The organism is Chitinophaga sp. CCNWYY40, assembly GCF_037483205.1.
Taxonomy (GTDB): Bacteria; Bacteroidota; Bacteroidia; order Chitinophagales; family Chitinophagaceae; genus Chitinophaga; species Chitinophaga ginsengisegetis.
Map to the genome: position 1 here is coordinate 585,849 of NZ_JBBHLF010000004.1, position 18,669 is coordinate 604,517.

The window sequence follows — 18,669 nt, forward strand, 5'->3', positions numbered from 1 at the left end:
AAATACAGTTTTACTATTGTTTTGAAAACATTTATCAGTTCATTCTTCTTTTTTCCACCCATCCGGCTATGGCCAGCATAGCCAGTCCGGTGAGTATTAATCTCAACACATTCTTCCACACAAATCCAACATCTCCATTGCGCAGGTAAATATCATTAATAGCATCAAGTCCCCAGCTTAAAGGCGACAAATGCCCCAGCAGCTGCATTCTGGCAGGCATTACCTCCAGCGGGATCCATATACCGCCAATGGCCGACAATATCACAATAGAGATAGCTCCGAAATTCAGTGCCTGGTTAGGCGTTTTAAATACCGTGCCAATCAGGATACCATAAGCCGTTGCAGCCAGCCCTATTCCACCGGCTACCAGCAAGGTGGCTCCCGGATGCTGTCCCATTACCAGTTGCGGCAGATCCAGGAGTGGCAGTACATAAATACCTACCAGCATCATCAGGTAAAATTGTAATACACAAACCCCTACGAAAAACAGCATCTTACCGGCCAGGATAGCCAGGTAAGATCCGGGTATCAGCTTCATCCGCAACAGGCTGCCATCTTCCCTTTCCCGGATCATGTTGCCGGCAATGGGTATCACAATAAAAAACATCGCAAAGATGCTCCAGGCAGGCACGTTGTGCTGAACAGAATTGGAAATTACATCCAGTTGTTTGGCCGTACCTGTACTTTGTTCCTTCAATCCCACTGCCTGCAAACGAATAGCCAGCGTATCTGTGGCAGTAACGGTGCTGTCTTTCCTCTGTAGCTGCTGTTTAATACGGCTTATCAGCATATCTGTTTCCAGCTGCGTGAGGAAGTTATCTACCGACTGGTGAATAGCGCCTTTAAATGCTTTCTTCGCCGCGGGGTCAAAATAGATCGTTACGTTTAATGAATCAGGTACTTTCTTTACCGGCAGGGATACAGACATTCCCATGCGGTGAGTGATATCATTTACAATGCGGTTAGCATTGCTCACAATGGCAGCTGTAGCGCCTGCGGGTATGATAATACTGATCTTGTATTTGCCTTCGTTCACCAGTTGTTTGGCCCGTTCTGCCGTTACCGGCTGGCCATCAAGAGAATCGATAATATTGAATTGTCCGCCGGAAGCCAGCCCTTCTTTTACGGACCTGCCCAAACGGCCATGATCATTATCTACTGTTAAAATATCAAACCGGATATCCTGGTAATCCTTAAAGGGGGCATCCTGGATCAGTGCCATTACAGTAATCAATACCACAGGCATTATGAACAGGAGGATGATCCCTGTTTTATCACGTAACAGCAATTGCCACTCTTTCCTGATTGTTGCCAGTAGTCTTAACATCGCTTTTGGCCCTTAGCTTTTAGCTTTAAAAAATTAATCCCGGAGTGCATTTCCGGTAAAATGCAGGAATACGTCTTCCAGGTTATTACAATCCGGATGCTGATGGATGAGGGTTTGCGGATTACCCTGTACAATCATTTTTCCAGCATCCATGATTACTACTTCTTCACATAACGACTGTGCCTCTTCCAGCAGATGGGAAGTATACAGGATACTGGCTCCCTGGCTGTTGTAGTCGCGCAGGAACTGTAATATCATACTGCGCGACTGCACATCCACACCAGCAGTAGGTTCATCCAGCACCAGCAGTTTGGGGTTGTGCAGGATGGCTGCAATAATGTTGGCCCGCCGCTTCATACCGCCGGAATATTTATGGATTTCTTTGTGCGCACTTTTCTCCAGGCCAAACAGCTCGAGGTAGTGCATAATTTTCTGTTGCAGCGGCTTTCCTTTAAAACCGTAGAGGTTACCAAAATAGGTGAGATTTTCTACGGCAGACAGTTGTGGATACAAGGCTATCTGCTGTGGTACGATCCCTATAATATGTTTGATCTCCTCCCGGTGGGCGGCCTGCTGCTTTAAATCGTGTATGATTACTTCTCCGCTGTCGCCCCGCACAATACCGCATAATATTGAAATCGTGGTGGTTTTGCCTGCGCCGTTGGGGCCCAGCAAGCCGGCAATCTTTCCTTTCCCAAACTGAAATGTAAGTCCTTTCAGTGTGGGTTCTGCACTACCCTTGTAGGTTTTATATAGATCTTTTACAGATATGCCGGACATAATTCAATTGGATATTTAATTACCACTTCACCTGTGCCAGCTTGCGGAAGAATGCATCTTCCGATGCCGCACACTCCAGTAACATCTGGCTCAGCTCTTTATAGGAAACATTATCCGCCGATCTGCTTTTGCATACACGGCCGGCAGCAAATGCAAAATTACGCCATAAGTCACCGGTTTTAGTTAGCTCACCTGCAAGCCTGCTCAGTTCATCTTTCTTCAGTAACTCCGCTGCTTCCTGTAAAAAAGCGGCATACAGAAAACGGAAACCTGCACCGCCGGTGCCGATCTCTTCCTGCATACGGATAATATTTCCGAGATACAGTGTAGCTTTCCGGTCGCCGGGATTTTCGGCGTAGTTGGCTACTTTTTTGGAAAGAAAGCGGATCCCCTTTACGCCGAACAAGGGGATAGGAACTTTCAGCATAAAGTGGCATGCCTGTTCAATACCGGCTTTAATCGGTTTTTCAAACGAGGCAGAAGGTGGTACGTGTACCGGGTAATACATTTTTCCTTTAGGGGCCGGAAATCCTTTGGCAAAGCGGGCCTGCGCCAGGCTTTCCGGGTCAATGGTGGTAACGGTATCCATTACCGGATCGCTTACCAGGTATTGTCCATCCTGTTTGCCATAAACAACCAGGTTATGTGCGTTAAAGTGAAACCGGTAGGAAGCGGGAAAGTAGGGCAGGTAATACACGCCGGATTGTAATCCAACGGGAATACCGGCTTCAATTACTTTGTCCAGCGCCTGCATTCCTTTTTCGGGGGTAGAAAATTTTTCGGATTCCATCCGTACACCCAGCCGCTTGCACACCCGTTGGAAAATAGCGCCGGGCCATATCCGGTAAGTAGTACCGGGCACGCCGTTCACCTTTAAAAAAGGCAGATGGCCGAAAAAGATGCCGGCACCGATACCAAACGCCATTGGTTCACTGATCTGTAAGCCGTAATGTCCCAGCAGGTTTGATATCACTCCACTTTCACAATGGGCGGTCTGGTGGTGTTGGAAAAAAGAATTAGTCATAATATTTTTTGTAGCAGCATCATGAATAACGGATTTGCGGGAAGATCACCGGATATCATCTACCCACAAATCCGTTATATCTGTATGCTTTATTTGATCTGCAGCAGATCTGTTAAACTCACTTTGAAGGCATCTGCATAACGCTGCAGCAGTTTAGGACTGAGCTTTTTGAATACGCCGGGTTTCATGTGTCTTTTTACCTGCCACTGGAATTTACCGACGTAACTGGCCAATAACGGCAGATCCATCAGGTTCTTTTCCATGTAATAGGCAACAGGACTTATTTCGCCTGCTTCTACCCGGGCGCGTGCCGCTTTTACTCTTTCATTTACTTCTTCCCAGGCCTGGTCCATTGCAATGTTTTCCGGCTCCCAGCCTGCACTTTGCACCTGTACATAATTGCCGGAATTATCCACCGCATACATAATCTGCTTGAATGTACCTCCATGCAGGTTATCACTATCCTGCGGTACTTCCTCTTTTTTCATGATGGCAGTTTTAGAAGTGATTGCTTATACTACGGTAATATGTGCATAAGCATATGAAAAACGTGCGCTTTCCGGAACCATCATTACTACTTTCTGTCCTTTCTTAAAGCGGCCGCTGTTCATCAGTTCTTCCAGCATCAGGTATGGTGATGCGGTACCTACGTTACCTACGTTGGCCAGATTGGTGAACCATTTTTCCAAAGGAATAGGAACACCTAACCGGGTAATTTCCTCATCTATCTTTAACCTGAAAAATTCAGACGACAGGTGAGGCAGGAAGAAATCTATTTCATCGAGATTAATATTGTGGCGCTCTACCAGCTCTTTCCACATTTGTGCTCCGGAAGGAACAATATTTTTACCGAGTAAACGGGTATCTTGTTTAAAGGAGAATACGCTATGCTGTGCCCATTCTTCAGGGGTCATATCAATCCATCCGGTGGTGCTGCCATCCGGTTGTTTGATTGCGCCGGCATACATGCATGTTTCCAGCTCATTGGCATAGGAAAGTATTTCTACCCAGTCGACCCGCAGGGATAAACCTTCTTCATTGGGTTTATCCTGGAAAAGGGCTGCACTGGCGCCATCTGATAGCATCCAGCGGAGAAAGTCCTTTTCAAAGGCGATGATAGGATTTTCGTCGAGGCTTTTCAGATTTTCTGCTTCCGGCTGGAATTTCTGTGCCAGCATCCAGGCGGAGAATTTTTCAGAACCGGTGCTTACGGCGTTGGAAGTATTACCGCAACGGATAGACATCCAGGCATATTTAAATGCCTGCATTCCTGCCGCACAGGCTCCTGTGGCTGCAATCAGCTCTACCGGCTGGCATTTCAGGATACCATGCACCATAGCAGCATGATTGGGCAACAACTGATCAGGAGAAGTAGTACCGCAGGCCAGTAACTGTAATTTGCTGATGGGAAACTGCTCATCAAATAATTGTGATACTGCTGTTGCGGTCATCTCTGCATTGGAATGGGTGGATTTCCCTTCCTTGTCCAAAGAGTAGTAACGGGTTTTGATTTTGTTGTTACCAAGTATCTTCAAACGCGCACGGGAAGCCTTTCCATCTACCATGCCGAGAATACTCTCCATTTCCTCATTTTCTACAGGCTTGTTAGGTAAAAATTTAGACAGCCTGGTAATATAAACTTCCTTCATTTGAATTTATTCGTCTTTTAAGGCTACATGTAAAACCTGGTCAAAGCTGCCCTGCCTTGCCAGCCAGCTCACAGTGAAAAACATATTTTAATTTAATATACGTTGTATACAGACGTAAATATAGAATTCTAATTGGAATTACAAGTATCACGCCACTGCGTAAAGGTCGCTTTAAGTACGCTTTTGATACGCCTTTAAGGTGGACCTGATACTTATTATCTCAGGGAAATACCCTTATAATAATCTACTTCGCGGCGCAGCTTAGCCTTTTTCAGATTTAACTGTATAAGAGAAGTAATCAGGGATATCGGTGTTAAAACAAAAATACCTGCCAGCAGTAATCCCCGGTACATGGATACGCGTCCCTGACGGGAAGGAGCGCCCGGGCCACCTTTGGCACTGATGAACTTTGCCCAGAAACGGAAAGCCCTGATCCCCTTGTTTTCCAGTACTACCAGGTTGGGAAGCAGTTCCACTGCATCCAATGACAGCAGTTGCGAATGTAACGTGTCCCATTGATTTTTTTGCAATGCCTCTGCGATTGGGGCGGCAAACCGGCTGGAGGTAATGATCTCGTTTTCCTGTACCCCTGCCTGCGGTAAAAAGCGCGTGGCTTCCTTTTTCCCTTTAAACGCCCAGCGAAGGATGGTGATCACGGAAATGAGATTGGGCGATTTATCTACCAGTACAATGTTGCCCACGAGGGTACTGCCGGCCTGCTGCAGATAATTTTTCACCTTCTCCTGCGCATTCAGCCACATATTACGGCTACCCAGCAGGGTAACTACCTTTTTACCTTTCAGCAGCTGTTTGGCAGCTTCACTTTGCAGAAAAGCGGCAGTTGGCTGTGAAGGAGAAAGGAACCAGGGCTGATAAGCCAATATAACCAGGTCGAAATGTGCATTCACGTCCACTTTCAACGGCTCAATACCACGGGGGGTGGATTGAACGGTTTCCGGCATAGTATCATAAAATTGCTGCTTCCCCCATGGGAAAGGGAAAGGCGTTACAGGCACCAGTTGCTCAAAAGTAATATCGGCTTTGCCTTCCAGCGGAGCCAGCACATGATCAATAATCCTTTTCAATTGCCCTGTCTGTGTATAATATACCACCAGGATCTTCGGTCTTTCGTTCATAAAAGGAATAGGAGTTCAACAATTCAAAACGTAAATCAAACAGTTTAAATAGTAAAATCTACAATTCAAGCCGTAAACATACAAAAAAACGGCAATGATTCATGTGATTTAATGATAATTTGACGCGAAATGTTGACGGGATGGGGTATTTGTTAAAGGGGTAATGTCTTGTGCCCCAGCCAGGTACAGCATCAGCGGGTTAATTATAGCGAATGCTGTACCTGGACTCAAGGACTTGATATTGTTTTCTTCAAAACATCTCTATAAACTCTTTAACACCGCCAAATATGATATTCAAAATGTTAAAGATTTGTAAATGTTGAAGCTTATCTCTTGTTAATACTGCCAGAACCCGCTACAGAAGAGGATATCTGAGGGGTACCCTTATAATTTACGTTCCCTGAGCCTGCAATTTTTGCATCCAGCCTTACACTGGCATACACATCAGCATCGCCGCTGCCGGCAATATTTACACTTACATTTTCAGACAGCAGCTCATCTGCTTCAAAATTACCGCTGCCGGCAATAGATAAGTTTACATCCTTTGTTTCACCTTTGAGCGACATATCGCCGGAACCGGCAATGGAAGCCTTTACTGCCGGTGCATTGATTTCGCCTTTGAGGTTACCGGAACCCGACAGGTTGAATTTCACATCAGACCGGGAAGTAAATTTACCATCCAGTTTCAGGTCGCCGGAGCCGGCCAGACTGGCTTCATCTACCTCCGGGGTGGTGAGGAATACGTTCAGATCTTTATGGGTGCTGATGGAAACGCCACGCTTCAGTCTTACAATGAGGCGGCCGTCTTCTTCTACCAGCTCCACCAATGGGGCTATATTATCTTCCGCCTCAATAACAGCCGCTTTGGCAGCGCCCTGTGTGAGGTATACATTCATACTTCCTTCTACCTTAATCCTGTGAAAAGGGACTACCTGCCGTTCTTCCTTAATAACATGGCCGTTGCCTTTTACACGATTTTGTCCGATTACATCACAGGAATAAAGGAGTACAGAAGCAGAAGAGGCCACTATGGCCTGACATAGGAGCGATTTTGTTGATATCATGGGTCTAAATTATAACAGAAAGATACGCCAGATTTCCGAAATTCGAATTTCCAAATCCGAAATTCGTAGAAGGACTTTATCTTTGCACCACCATGACAGAAAAGATACTTATCCTCGATTTCGGTTCCCAGTATACACAGCTGATTGCACGCAGCATCCGTGAACTGAATGTTTATTGCGAAATTAAACCTTGCCTTCAGCCCATTGCCTGGGACGAAACTATTAAAGGTGTTATATTATCAGGCAGTCCTTTTTCGGTGAATGACGAGAATGCGCCTATCATTGATATTGCCGCGATTGCTGCAAAGGTACCCGTACTCGGTATCTGCTACGGCGCCCAAATGATGGCCAAAGTTTTCGGCGGCGAAGTGGCTAAAAGCAACCTCCGTGAATATGGACGCGCCTTTATGGAGCACAACGACAAAGAGGAAAAGTTATTATATGATATCTCTGCAAAAAGCCAGGTATGGATGAGCCATGCAGATAGCATTAAACGTATTCCTGAAGCATTCGAAATTATTGCCACTACAGAAAATATCCCGGTAGCGGCTTTCAAAAATACCACACTGGCGGCCAACCCGATGTTTGGTTTACAGTTCCACCCGGAAGTAACCCACTCCCTGGAAGGTAAACTGATCCTCCGCAACTTCCTGCTACATATCTGTAATTGCAGCCAGGACTGGACACCAGCCGCTTTTGTACATGAAACCGTGGAAAGGATCAAAGCACAGGTAGGCGATAAAAGAGTAGTAATGGCCCTCAGCGGCGGTGTGGATTCTACCGTTGCTGCAGAGCTGATCCATAAAGCCATCGGCAAAAACCTCTTCTGCATCTTTGTGGATAACGGTTTGCTGAGAAAAGACGAATTTGAAACCGTACTGGAATCTTATAAACACATGGGCCTGAACGTAAAAGGGATCAATGCAAAAGATCTTTTTTACGGAAAACTGGCTGGCGTTTCCGACCCGGAACAAAAACGCAAGATCATCGGCGGCCTGTTCATCGATGTTTTCCAGCAGGAAGCCACACATCTCACCGATATCTCTTTCCTGGGTCAGGGTACCATTTACCCCGATGTAATTGAATCCGTTTCTGTAAACGGTCCTTCGGTTACTATCAAGTCGCACCACAATGTAGGCGGGTTGCCGGAAAAGATGAATATGCAGCTGGTAGAGCCGCTGCGCTTCCTCTTTAAAGATGAGGTACGCCGCGTGGGCCGTGAAATCGGTATCAGTGAAATATTCCTGGGCCGTCATCCTTTCCCGGGTCCTGGTTTGGCGATCCGTATCCTCGGCGCTATTACCCCTGAAAAGGTTCACATGCTGCAGGAAGCAGACAGCGTATATGTAGAAGGACTGAAAGAAGCCGGCTTATACGACAAAGTATGGCAGGCGGGCACCATCCTGCTGCCGGTTCAAAGCGTTGGCGTAATGGGCGATGAACGTACCTACGAATTCACAGTAGCTTTACGTGCAGTAACTTCTGTAGACGGTATGACCGCCGATTGGGCGCACCTGCCTTATGAATTCCTTGCTAAAATGTCTAACGACATCATTAACAAGGTAAAAGGCATCAACCGCGTAGTATACGATATCAGCTCCAAGCCGCCCGCTACTATTGAGTGGGAATAAAAAAAGGAAGCAATAAAATACTGAGCTATAGTTACGGAGTTATGGATAGACAGATAATTTCTTCTATCCATAACTCCGTAATGCTTTATTTCACATTCCCCGGAATGATTTTTGTAAATTAGCGCCAATTATGAACCACTTAGTTTCAATTAAGCACCTGTTATCCGGATTGGCTTTATTGGTTTTGATCAGCTCCTGCTCATCTACCAGGAAAAGTACCAGTAAGGTAGACGGGCCACCACCATCTCTGAGTAAACCTTCACCGGCTAAAAAACCGGAGGATAATAAGAAAGAAGCTGCAAAGGCGCCTTTTAATGTGCCCGCATTCGGGAAAGAAGTTAAAAAAGCTTCCTATAACATTGCTTTCTTCGCACCATTATACCTCGATTCCGTTTTTGCCAACAGCAGTGAAATTCCCGGCCGTACCATGCCACGGTATGTATTGCCCGGTCTCGAATTTTATGAAGGCGCACAACTGGCGCTGGATACGCTGCAACAACAGGGATATAACCTGAAAGTAACCGTATACGACAGCAAATCCAGGCAAAGCGTATCTTCCCTGATCCGCAATAAAGCGCTCGATGAAACTGACCTCATCCTGGGTGCGGTGAGCAACCCGGAACTGAAAGAACTGAGCGATTTTGCCAGGAACAAAGAAATCAATTTTGTTTCCGGTACTTTCCCCAATGACGGCGGTATCAACAACAACCCGTTTTTATACATCTCCAACAGCACCCTGAAAACGCACTGCGACGCGCTCCAGAATTATATCCAGGACGCATTCACTACTAAAAATATTGTGCTGTTCCGCAGGAATACTGCCTTTGAAACAAGACTGGCAGCAGATTTCAAGGCATCCTACGATAAAATGGAGAGTACCAAAAAATCGAGGATCCGGGAAGTAGTTTGGAATGACGCCACCACGCCGGAAGAAATTTCCAAATACCTGCTGGCAGACCGTACCAACGCCGTTATTGTAACTGCCCTGGATGAAGCCGGCGCCAAAAGCCTGCTGCGTAAGCTGAGCATTTCTGCAGCTACCTATCCATTGCAGATCTTTGGCATGCCCACCTGGGATGTGATTAAGCTGAAAGAACCCGAGTTTAAAGGCTTACAGGTATATTATTCATCTCCCTACTATAACGACAAAACAGATTACTACAGCCGTTATGTCTCCGATTATTTCCGCAGGGTATACAAAGCACGCCCGTCTGACATGGCTTTCAAAGGCTTTGACCTGACCTACTACTTTGTAAAACTGCTGTATACCAACGGCGTTTATTTCAACAACATGGTGAGTACATCCCCCAAAGTGATCACCAATTATAACTTTCTTCCGGTATACCTGAAAGAAGGAGAAGAAACACCTTCCTACTTTGAAAATAAAAATATCTACATCATCCAGAAGGGTGATAGCATGGATATTAAAATGAATAAATAGTTGCCCTGCAACGCTACTTGCTTCGTGCCGCGACGGTTGTCGTGGCACGATTTTTTTTACGTACATTCCCTATATGAATGTGCTGCAATTTACCGACAACGGCATCTACTGTCCTGCAGGCGATTTCTACATTGATCCCTGGAAACCCGTAAAGCGGGCAGTGATTACGCATGCACACTCCGATCACGCCCGGTGGGGAAATCAATACTACTTATGTGAAAATGCCAGTGTTCCCTTGCTACGGTTAAGGCTTGGCAACGACATCCAGGTGCAGGGCATCGCCTACGGCGAAACTATTTTTTTAAACGGTGTAAAAGTATCCCTGCATCCCGCGGGACACATCATTGGCTCTGCACAGATAAGAGTGGAACAGGATGGAGAAGTATGGGTAGCCAGCGGCGATTACAAACTGGAAAATGATGGATTGTCGGCTCCCTTCGAGCCTGTCCGTTGCCATACTTTTATTACCGAATCTACTTTTGGTTTGCCTATTTACCGGTGGCCGAAGCAGCAACAGATTTTCGATGGCATCACCCAATGGATATACGAAAACCAGCAGGCCGGCAAAGCCAGCGTACTACTGGCTTACAGCCTGGGGAAAGCACAACGGCTGTTATATCATCTGAAAGATAAAGTGGATCATTTCCTGGCGCATGGCGCCATCGCCATTCCGCATGAAGTACTGTTACAGGAAGGCTGGCCTTTACCTCCGGTGGAAAGAATAACACCCGACACACCGAAAACTGCTTTTAAGAATGCGGTAATTATTGCCCCGCCTTCGGCGGAAGATAATGTTTGGATGCGCAGGTTCCAGCCTTACTCACTGGGCATTTGCAGTGGCTGGATGCAGGTGCGTGGTAATATGCGCCGCAGGAATGCAGATGCAGGATTTGTATTGTCGGATCATGCAGACTGGGCCGGTTTGCTCGAAGCCGTAACAGCTACCGGTGCAGAACAGGTATACGCCACACATGGCTTCAGCAGCGTATTTGCCCGTTACCTCACAGAAAAAGGTATTGCCGCCAAAGAAGTAACTACTTCCTATGGCGATGAAGAAATTATTAATAACCCAGAATCCTAAGCCGTGCAACAATTTGCTGAACTGGTACAATTATTAAGCAACAGCACCAAAACCAACGAGAAGCTGGGGGCGCTGAGCCAATACTTTGCCACAGCGCCGGATAAAGATAAAACATGGGTGCTGGCGCTCTTTTCAGGGCGCCGGCCTAAACGGACGGTCAACAGTACACAGCTGAAAACCTGGTGCATGCAGGCCACCGGGCTATCCGACTGGCTTTTTGATGAATGTTATCACACCGTAGGCGACCTCGCAGAAACCATTGCACTATTGCTGCCGCCACGCACCACTCCCATAGCGGCTCCCCTGCATTACTGGCTGGAACAGCTGCAACAACTGGAGAAAGCAACCGAAGAAACCAAAAAGGCTTTTATTTTGCAGGCATGGGATGCACTCGATAACGGCGAGAGGTTTGTATTCAACAAGCTGATCACCGGCGGATTTCGTATAGGCGTGTCGCAGAAAATGATGGTGAACGCCCTCGCCCAAACATACCACATTGAACCCGCCACCCTTTCTCATATGATCAGCGGCAACTGGGATCCGCATAATGTAACGATCGAAGAACTGCTGCATCAGCATACCACCGGCGCAGATGCTTCCCGGCCCTATCCTTTTTACCTCGCTTATGCATTGGAAGGACTACCGGAAACACTGGGTCCGGAAAAAGACTGGCAGGCGGAATGGAAGTGGGATGGTATCCGCGGACAGATCATCAAGCGGGAAGGACAACTATTTGTATGGTCGCGGGGAGAGGAACTGATCACTGAAAAATTTCCGGAGTTCACACCATTAACCGCAGCCTTACCGGATGGTACCGTACTGGACGGAGAAATACTCACCTTTGCCAATGGTTTGCCACTACCCTTTCAAACGCTGCAAACCAGGATAGGCCGCAAAAATGTGACCCGCAAACAACTCCAGGAAGCCCCGGTTATATTCCTGAGCTACGATCTGCTGGAATGGGAAGGAACAGATATCCGCGAAAAAACACTGGCAGAGCGCCGCGCCCTGTTGGGAATACTCGTGCAAAATACACAAGCGCCCGTATTGCAGCTGTCGCCGGAAATTATTTTTGACAGCTGGGATCAACTAACGCAACTGCGGCTCCAATCACGCGATAAAGGCAGCGAAGGGCTTATGCTCAAAAAAAAGATAGCTCCCTACCAGGTTGGCCGTAAGCGCGGCGACTGGTGGAAGTGGAAGATAGACCCGCTGACTATAGATGCCGTAATGATATACGCGCAGAAAGGTCATGGCCGTCGTTCAAATTTATATACCGATTACACCTTCGCAGTAAAAGATGGCGAACAGCTGGTAGCCTTTACCAAAGCGTATTCCGGCCTGACGGATAAAGAAATTGCGGAAGTGGATAACTGGATCAAACGCCACTCTATTGAAAAATTTGGCCCCGTAAGAACCGTGCAGCCGGAGTTGGTATTTGAAATCGCCTTCGAAGGCATTGCTGAATCTAACCGCCACAAATCAGGCGTAGCACTGCGTTTTCCCCGCATTAACCGGTGGAGGAAAGATAAACCGGTAGCTGAAATCAATACGTTAGAAGACCTGAAAGAACTATTGCGGGTGAACGGTTACAACACCAACGGCTGATTGACTACGGCGGTAAAACACCAGCAGCTGTATAATAGCTGCCAATGCAATAATTGCCAGCATTGTTAATCCCGCGCCATAACTGCTCCAGCCTTTCGTTGCCGCCAGCTGCATGATCAATCCTGTCAAAGACAGGCCCAGCCCGCTACCTAACGCATTGGCTGTGCCGTTGATACCCGAAGCAAGCCCCTGCTGTGGCTCCGGCACCGACTGCACCGCCAGGATAGTTACGCACGGAAAAGTAATAGCCATACCAAATGAATTGATACAAGCTACTGCGCAAAAAATAAACAACAATGTATAATCCGTAAAGTAGCTGGCGATAAAAAAGAGTATACCACATCCCATAAAAGCATTTCCCAGCATGCCTGTTTTTACCACACCCAGTTTACCAAACAAGTGTGGCAATATAAATTTTGAAACAACGCCTGATAAAACACTAAAGGGAAATAATAACAAGCCCGCCTGTGAAGACGTGAAATGCAGATCCTGCTGCAGGTATATGGTGAGCATAAAAATATAACTCAGAAAGATACTGCCAAGTATTACTGCTCCTATGTTCCCGGTGATCACCCCATGTAACCGGAACAGTTCGAAATCTACTAACGGTGACGGGTGTACGCGTTCACGGCGTATAAAAAATATACCGGCTGCGAGGAACAACAATAACCACAGGCCATATTTCGTATAGTGGTGGGCGATATTACCGAGGTCGTGGATCAGCCACGCGGCCAGCATCATGAGGCCGGTAATCAATAATGCGCTGAGCAGGTTATGCGCAGGTCTCACCACGGCTTTTTCATCTGCCGGAATGTATACAATTGCCAGGATCACTGCCAGTCCTATTACCGGTACATTAATAAAAAACACCCATTGCCAGCCGAGATAGTTGCTGATTAACCCGCCTATAGCAAGACCTGTGGCAAACCCGATTCCCGCAGTAGCGCCGAAAATTCCGAAGGCGCGGTTCCTTGCTACCGGTTCTTTAAATGTATTGGTGATAATAGCCATTGCAGCCGGAATAGCCAGCGCCACACCAGCGCCTTGCAGGGCCCTGCATACCAGCAACCAGGTGAAGTTCATGGAAAACCCGGCAGCCAGTGACGCTAACACAAAACAGCAGGCGCCTGTTACAAATACTTTCTTTCTTCCTATGGTATCTGCCAGCCGGCCGCCGAGCAATACCAGTCCGGCGTAAAATAAAACATACACGGTTTGTATCCATTGAATAGCGGCTGCACCAAAATGAAAAAATGATTCCATCTGCGGAATCGCCATGTTGAGCACAGATACATCCAGTGCTTCAAAGAAGATAGCCATGCAGGCTACTGTTAATATGATTCGTTCCTTTTTCACGGCACAAACCTATTAAAACATCTCAAAAGGAATTTAATTCTTAAAAATTTGGAACAAAAGACTATTATCTAACAATAAATTAGATATTTGTTCCAAACACCTATCTTGATGGCAAGCAAAAAAGAAAATAATACGGATGATATACAATTGAACCTCGATGAGAAGGATCTGGGCATCCTGAAGTTATTACAGCAGGACGCAAAAATGACCATCCGGGATATTGCACGTCAACTGAATCTCAGCACTACTCCCGTGTACGAACGCATCCGGAAAATGGAGCAGGCAGGCGTTATCAAACAATATGCAGCGATTGTGGATCCCAGGAAGATTAATAAGAGTCTCACTGTTTTATGTTACATCACCCTGAAAGAACATAATAAAAAGTGTGGGAAGAAATTCATCCAGGAAATACTCGGTTTCACGGAAGTAACGGAGTGCCTGAATATTTCCGGTGAGTTCGACTTTATGATCAAAGTGCAGGTAAAGGATATGGATGAGTACCGTGAATTTTATGTGAACAAACTGGGTGAGTTAGATAATCTGAGTCATACACAAAGTATATTTGTAATTTCAGTGATTAAAGCTACGCACCAGGTAGTGTTTTAACGCCAATTATTTTCAATACCTATGTTCCGACTATACGCGTTACTGTGTGCAGGATGCTTTTTAATATCTGTTGCGGCTCAGGCCCAATCACGGTTATTTTCCCACGCAATAGGCGGTGGCTTGTTTTCCTGCAATAACTTTCTCGGTGGCAGCATCGTATATTCTCCCCGTTTAAATGTAATTTGTTTCTCCGATAGGTCTACACTGTCGGCAGGCGCACACATTGGTGTTGGTACTTCTATCGGCGATAATTACAACAGCAATACCGGTGGTAACTCCACCAGCATCTTCATGGCAAATATACCATTCCTGTTAACCTGGAACTACGGCAATGCCGCCACCAAACAAGCTTTCACAAAGTGGGGCTTTTTTATGGGCGCAGGTTATGGATTTCATAATTCCACACGTAGTGTAGAATTTGTAGATGATGAAGAAGTAACCACCAACCAGGTGCATGTATCCGGAATAGCGCTGGGTGCAGGAATAAGACTACCCGTCAGCAATCATTCATTGGGTATCCGCTTTTCTTATCTCTTTAATAACAATCGATATAACCCCGACATTCCTGGCATTGCCGGTATTGGTATCGATTATAACATTGGTGTGCGGATCAGGGGTACAAGATAAAATGACATAGAAAAATCGCCACTTACTGTAACCTGTTATCTAACTGGTCCGTTTTAAATCTATGACAATGGGGCCTTCTTATTATGACTATAGTACTGACAAGGGATACGGAGGACCCGGGCCTATACGGCCAGGATGGATGGTAAATGTGCCCGTTACGGTTAATTATACTTTCGGCAATGCTGCCACTCCACGTAGCTATAAATATATGGGTTATTCCATTGGAGCAGGTTATGCTGCACACAATGGCCGGCGCGAGGTAGATCCCGGTCCTGGTATAGATACCACAGAAGTGCATGCGCATGGCCTGGTGCTGGATGGCAGGATCAATTTCCCGATGGGTAATTCTTCCTGGAGCCTTCAATCTTCTTACATGTTTAATTTCAGTAACAATAATCCTGATGTCAAAGGCATCTTTAGCATGTCGTTGCTGTATAATATCGGCATCCGTATTCATCAGCACCGGGAGAGGCGTCATTATGAACACCCCAGGGAATATTACCACGAACTGGACCGTGAAATGAGGAAGAAAAAAAAGGAGGACAGGCGAAGAATTACGGCGCCACAGGGTTCATAAGATCAAATCCTGCGTGAAAATCGAGGTAGCCGGCAGCAGATTCTCCCGGATCAAAAACAACGACCATAGAGCATACGGGTTTCCTGCTACGTGAGTTTGCTGTTTCAAAAGCAATTCCCTGTTTCTTATCTTCATATACTACAATCTTCCTGGCTTTATTAGCGGATTCATAAGCCTGTGCTTTTTCAATACCAGGATACGCCTTTTTGATGGCAGCAATGGTACTTCCTGGTCCTACGCCTTTATTGGTTCTGAACTTCGGCGAATTTACGCGGATCTGTTTTACATATTGCGTATCCTGCGTACGCATAGCGGTGAATACCGCCAGCATATGCGATGAATCGATGCTGTTATCTTTCCTGCGGCTGTACCAGATTCGCCAGGCTTTCATCATAGCGGCATCGCCGCCGTCCGGTTTTCCTAATACTGACAGACTCTGGGCCGGGGCTTCAAGTTTTATTTGCCCGATAGACTTTCCAGGAGTGATCAGCCAGGCGCTCTTTTGGGCGAAGGCTGCGGAAGTAGCGGATAGGAGTGATAAGAAAATTATGAGGAGACGCATAGTTTTTGTTTGGGAGATGAGTTCAAAAATGCTGCCAGTATAGTAACGTATTTTATGGGGAGAAGGTTAAAAACGAAAAGAAGCATAGGACTTTAAAACACGCACAGGTGTATTAGATGTTGAATGCTAAAAGTTATCAATAATGGCCAAAACCAATTGTGAAGTAACCTTAGCAGACGAATCGATTATGAGCAAAATATTGCTCATAAGAAATAAAAGGATAATGATCGATAAAGACCTTGCTGAGTTATATTGTGTACCTACAAAGCGATTGAATGAACAGGTAAAACGTAATATGAAACGCTTCCCGGATGACTTTATGTTTCAATTAACAACGAGTGAAAAGGAAGAGGTGGTCGCAAAATGCGACCACCTTAAAAGTCTGAAATTCTCACCGAACCTGCCATATGCCTTTACAGAACATGGTGCAGTGATGCTGGCCAGCATTCTGAACAGTGACAGAGCTATCGCTGTAAATATCCAGATTGTCCGCATCTTTACCCGGATGCGGGAAATGGTATTAACAAACAAAGACATCTTGTTAAAACTGGAACAGATGGAAAAGCGGGTATCTGGGCATGATGAACAGATAACATTAGTCTTTGAATATCTAAAACAATTGCTAAATTCTCCACAGGAGCCACGGGTACAGATTGGTTTTATACGACATAAATAAGAGTCAATCACCTTTGTAAAATTCTTTTCAGGCCCAGGATTAAACACTGAGAAACGGACACCTATTGCCAATTCGGGACGCACTGCGTCCCGAATTGAGCTGAAATATTTCCCACAATAAATGGCAAATATTTTAACAACTATCTTCCATAAATGCTTCCATCGGTATCCTACATTCACAAAAAGGAAATGCCGTACCTTTACCCCATGTTACTCAAATTTCCCAAAGACCAAAACGGGCAACAGATCCTCAAAGCAGGCAACACCCACTTCGCCATGCTAAAGCAAAGGAGTAAGGCTGATAAACGCACCATATTCCTGACAGAAAACGTGATGATATTTGTATTGGCGGGACACAAACTATTGCATTTCGATCAGCATACCGTAAAAGTAGAGGCAGGTTCCATATTGTTGATGAAACGTGGATTTTATGTGATGTCCGACTACGTGAGGGAAGAAATACAATTTCAAAGTTTGCTGTTATATTTTTCAGATGAACAACTGCGCAGGTTCCTGCATAAATACAATTACGTAACACCTGTAAAAGCTACTGCCACCATTCACCTTACATTACCCATCACCCCGTTGCTGGAGGCTTTCTCGGAACATTATACGGCTTACTTTACGCAGGAGCCTTCCACTTTGGCGGCGTTATTATCTGTAAAACTATACGAAGTATTCCTGTTATTGCTGGCTACGCCGCAACATGCTGCTGTGCTTGCCTTTATGCAACAGATCGTATATGCACAGCCGCAGGATATTGCCTTTATTGTAAAGCAGCACCTGTTTCAGCCCATTACACTCGCAGAAATGGCGAGGCTGTCCGGCCGCAGCCTGGCTTCCTTCAAGCGCGATTTTCAGCAGCAGTACCAGTCGTCACCCCGCCGGTGGATCAATGAGCAGCGACTGTCCTTCGCACACACCCTGTTGGAAACCACTACGCAGCAGGTGGCTGAAATAGCCATTGCATGCGGCTTTGAGAGCACCTCTCACTTCATCCGCATCTTCAAACAAACGTATGGCATTACACCCAATCATGTAAGAACCAAAAAGGCTATCATCTGAGCTTTTTCCGTTATTGACCGTAAGTATTCCGGGATAATTTTGCATCTGTAAAAAAGAAAAATATGCAAACATTATCTGAAAAGAATAAGGCAGTGGTAAAACGCTTCAATGAAGAATTCCTGGTAAAAGGCAACCTGCAGGCTTTTGAAGAAATAGTAGCGGCGGACTTTATTAACCATACCGCACCTGCCGGCAGCAACGACCGCTATGCTACCCGCGATTTTATCTTACAGTTATTACATCCTGCGTTGCCGGATCTTCAGCTGGAAATTTTTGATATGATAGCAGAAGATGACAAAGTAGTAACCCATAAAGCATTTACAGGCACTTTCACCGCGCCCTTTATGGGACAGGCGCCCACAGGCAAAAAAGCAACCCTGCGTATTATTGATATCATACAGCTGAAAGAAGGGCAATACGTTGCTCACTGGTCTATCCGCGAAATGATCACCACCTGATT

19 protein-coding genes are annotated in these 18,669 nt (G+C 46.0%); 10 read left to right on the plus strand and 9 right to left on the minus strand.

Features of this window, described 5'->3' with window-relative positions; translation table 11 throughout:
- Positions 1–34: 34 nt before the first annotated feature.
- From V7S65_RS17085 to V7S65_RS17115, 7 genes are all read right to left on the minus strand, one after another.
- Positions 35–1,327 (minus strand): ABC transporter permease, encoded by a 1,293-nt coding sequence (locus V7S65_RS17085; protein ID WP_079469288.1) that lies wholly within the window; start codon positions 1,325–1,327, stop codon positions 35–37.
- 33 nt (positions 1,328–1,360) lie between these two features.
- The gene (locus V7S65_RS17090) at positions 1,361–2,107 is read right to left on the minus strand and encodes an ABC transporter ATP-binding protein (protein WP_168771237.1); all 747 of its coding nucleotides are present in this window, start codon (positions 2,105–2,107) and stop codon (positions 1,361–1,363) included.
- Between the two features lie 19 nt (positions 2,108–2,126).
- Positions 2,127–3,131, minus strand: coding sequence for a BtrH N-terminal domain-containing protein (locus tag V7S65_RS17095; RefSeq protein ID WP_079469289.1), 1,005 nt, complete (start codon positions 3,129–3,131; stop codon positions 2,127–2,129).
- An 89-nt stretch (positions 3,132–3,220) separates the two neighbouring features.
- Positions 3,221–3,619, minus strand: a complete 399-nt coding sequence (locus V7S65_RS17100; protein WP_079469290.1) for a hypothetical protein — start codon at positions 3,617–3,619, stop codon at positions 3,221–3,223.
- A 24-nt stretch (positions 3,620–3,643) separates the two neighbouring features.
- The gene (locus tag V7S65_RS17105; RefSeq protein WP_079469291.1) at positions 3,644–4,780 is read right to left on the minus strand and encodes a beta-ketoacyl-ACP synthase III; all 1,137 of its coding nucleotides are present in this window, start codon (positions 4,778–4,780) and stop codon (positions 3,644–3,646) included.
- 215 nt (positions 4,781–4,995) lie between these two features.
- Entirely contained in the window at positions 4,996–5,916 is a 921-nt protein-coding gene (locus tag V7S65_RS17110; RefSeq protein WP_079469292.1) for a hypothetical protein, read from the minus strand.
- 326 nt (positions 5,917–6,242) lie between these two features.
- The gene (locus tag V7S65_RS17115) at positions 6,243–6,980 is read right to left on the minus strand and encodes a head GIN domain-containing protein (protein WP_336387389.1); all 738 of its coding nucleotides are present in this window, start codon (positions 6,978–6,980) and stop codon (positions 6,243–6,245) included.
- 92 nt (positions 6,981–7,072) lie between these two features.
- Between V7S65_RS17115 and guaA the strand changes: the two genes are divergently transcribed.
- The 4 genes from guaA to V7S65_RS17135 all read left to right on the plus strand — a co-directional run bounded on the left by guaA (position 7,073) and on the right by V7S65_RS17135 (position 12,741).
- Entirely contained in the window at positions 7,073–8,611 is a 1,539-nt protein-coding gene (guaA, locus tag V7S65_RS17120; RefSeq protein WP_079469294.1) for a glutamine-hydrolyzing GMP synthase, read from the plus strand.
- A gap of 130 nt (positions 8,612–8,741) precedes the next feature.
- Positions 8,742–10,052: an ABC transporter substrate-binding protein gene (locus tag V7S65_RS17125; protein ID WP_079469295.1), complete on the plus strand. Its 1,311-nt coding sequence runs from the start codon at positions 8,742–8,744 to the stop codon at positions 10,050–10,052.
- A gap of 73 nt (positions 10,053–10,125) precedes the next feature.
- The gene (locus V7S65_RS17130) at positions 10,126–11,133 is read left to right on the plus strand and encodes a ligase-associated DNA damage response exonuclease (RefSeq protein ID WP_336387390.1); all 1,008 of its coding nucleotides are present in this window, start codon (positions 10,126–10,128) and stop codon (positions 11,131–11,133) included.
- A 3-nt stretch (positions 11,134–11,136) separates the two neighbouring features.
- Complete coding sequence (locus V7S65_RS17135) at positions 11,137–12,741, plus strand: ATP-dependent DNA ligase (protein ID WP_336387391.1); 1,605 nt, start codon at positions 11,137–11,139, stop codon at positions 12,739–12,741.
- Here V7S65_RS17135 and V7S65_RS17140 read toward each other — a convergent pair.
- Positions 12,706–14,097 carry an MFS transporter gene (locus V7S65_RS17140; protein WP_336387392.1) on the minus strand — a complete coding sequence of 464 codons (1,392 nt, stop codon included), beginning with the start codon at positions 14,095–14,097 and terminating at the stop codon, positions 12,706–12,708. The two genes, V7S65_RS17135 and V7S65_RS17140, sit on opposite strands and share 36 nt — an antisense overlap.
- 108 nt (positions 14,098–14,205) lie before the next feature.
- On the opposite strand from V7S65_RS17140, the gene V7S65_RS17145 reads away from it, so the two are divergent.
- From V7S65_RS17145 to V7S65_RS17155, 3 genes are all read left to right on the plus strand, one after another.
- Positions 14,206–14,703, plus strand: coding sequence for an Lrp/AsnC family transcriptional regulator (locus V7S65_RS17145; protein ID WP_079469299.1), 498 nt, complete (start codon positions 14,206–14,208; stop codon positions 14,701–14,703).
- Positions 14,704–14,724: 21 nt separating this feature from the next.
- Positions 14,725–15,330 carry a hypothetical protein gene (locus tag V7S65_RS17150; RefSeq protein WP_336387393.1) on the plus strand — a complete coding sequence of 202 codons (606 nt, stop codon included), beginning with the start codon at positions 14,725–14,727 and terminating at the stop codon, positions 15,328–15,330.
- A 67-nt stretch (positions 15,331–15,397) separates the two neighbouring features.
- Complete coding sequence (locus V7S65_RS17155; RefSeq protein WP_336387394.1) at positions 15,398–15,907, plus strand: hypothetical protein; 510 nt, start codon at positions 15,398–15,400, stop codon at positions 15,905–15,907.
- On the opposite strand, the gene V7S65_RS17160 is transcribed toward V7S65_RS17155, so the two are convergent.
- On the minus strand, positions 15,885–16,469 hold the full coding sequence (locus V7S65_RS17160; protein WP_336387395.1) for a hypothetical protein: 585 nt from the start codon (positions 16,467–16,469) through the stop codon (positions 15,885–15,887). The genes V7S65_RS17155 and V7S65_RS17160 overlap by 23 nt on opposite strands.
- A gap of 142 nt (positions 16,470–16,611) precedes the next feature.
- On the opposite strand from V7S65_RS17160, the gene V7S65_RS17165 reads away from it, so the two are divergent.
- From V7S65_RS17165 to V7S65_RS17175, 3 genes are all read left to right on the plus strand, one after another.
- A complete protein-coding gene (locus tag V7S65_RS17165; RefSeq protein ID WP_336387396.1) occupies positions 16,612–17,145 on the plus strand; it encodes an ORF6N domain-containing protein in 534 nt (177 codons plus the stop codon).
- Positions 17,146–17,351: 206 nt separating this feature from the next.
- Positions 17,352–18,209, plus strand: coding sequence for an AraC family transcriptional regulator (locus V7S65_RS17170; RefSeq protein WP_336387397.1), 858 nt, complete (start codon positions 17,352–17,354; stop codon positions 18,207–18,209).
- A 62-nt stretch (positions 18,210–18,271) separates the two neighbouring features.
- Positions 18,272–18,667, plus strand: a complete 396-nt coding sequence (locus V7S65_RS17175) for an ester cyclase (protein ID WP_336387398.1) — start codon at positions 18,272–18,274, stop codon at positions 18,665–18,667.
- The last annotated feature ends 2 nt before the right edge of the window (positions 18,668–18,669 follow it).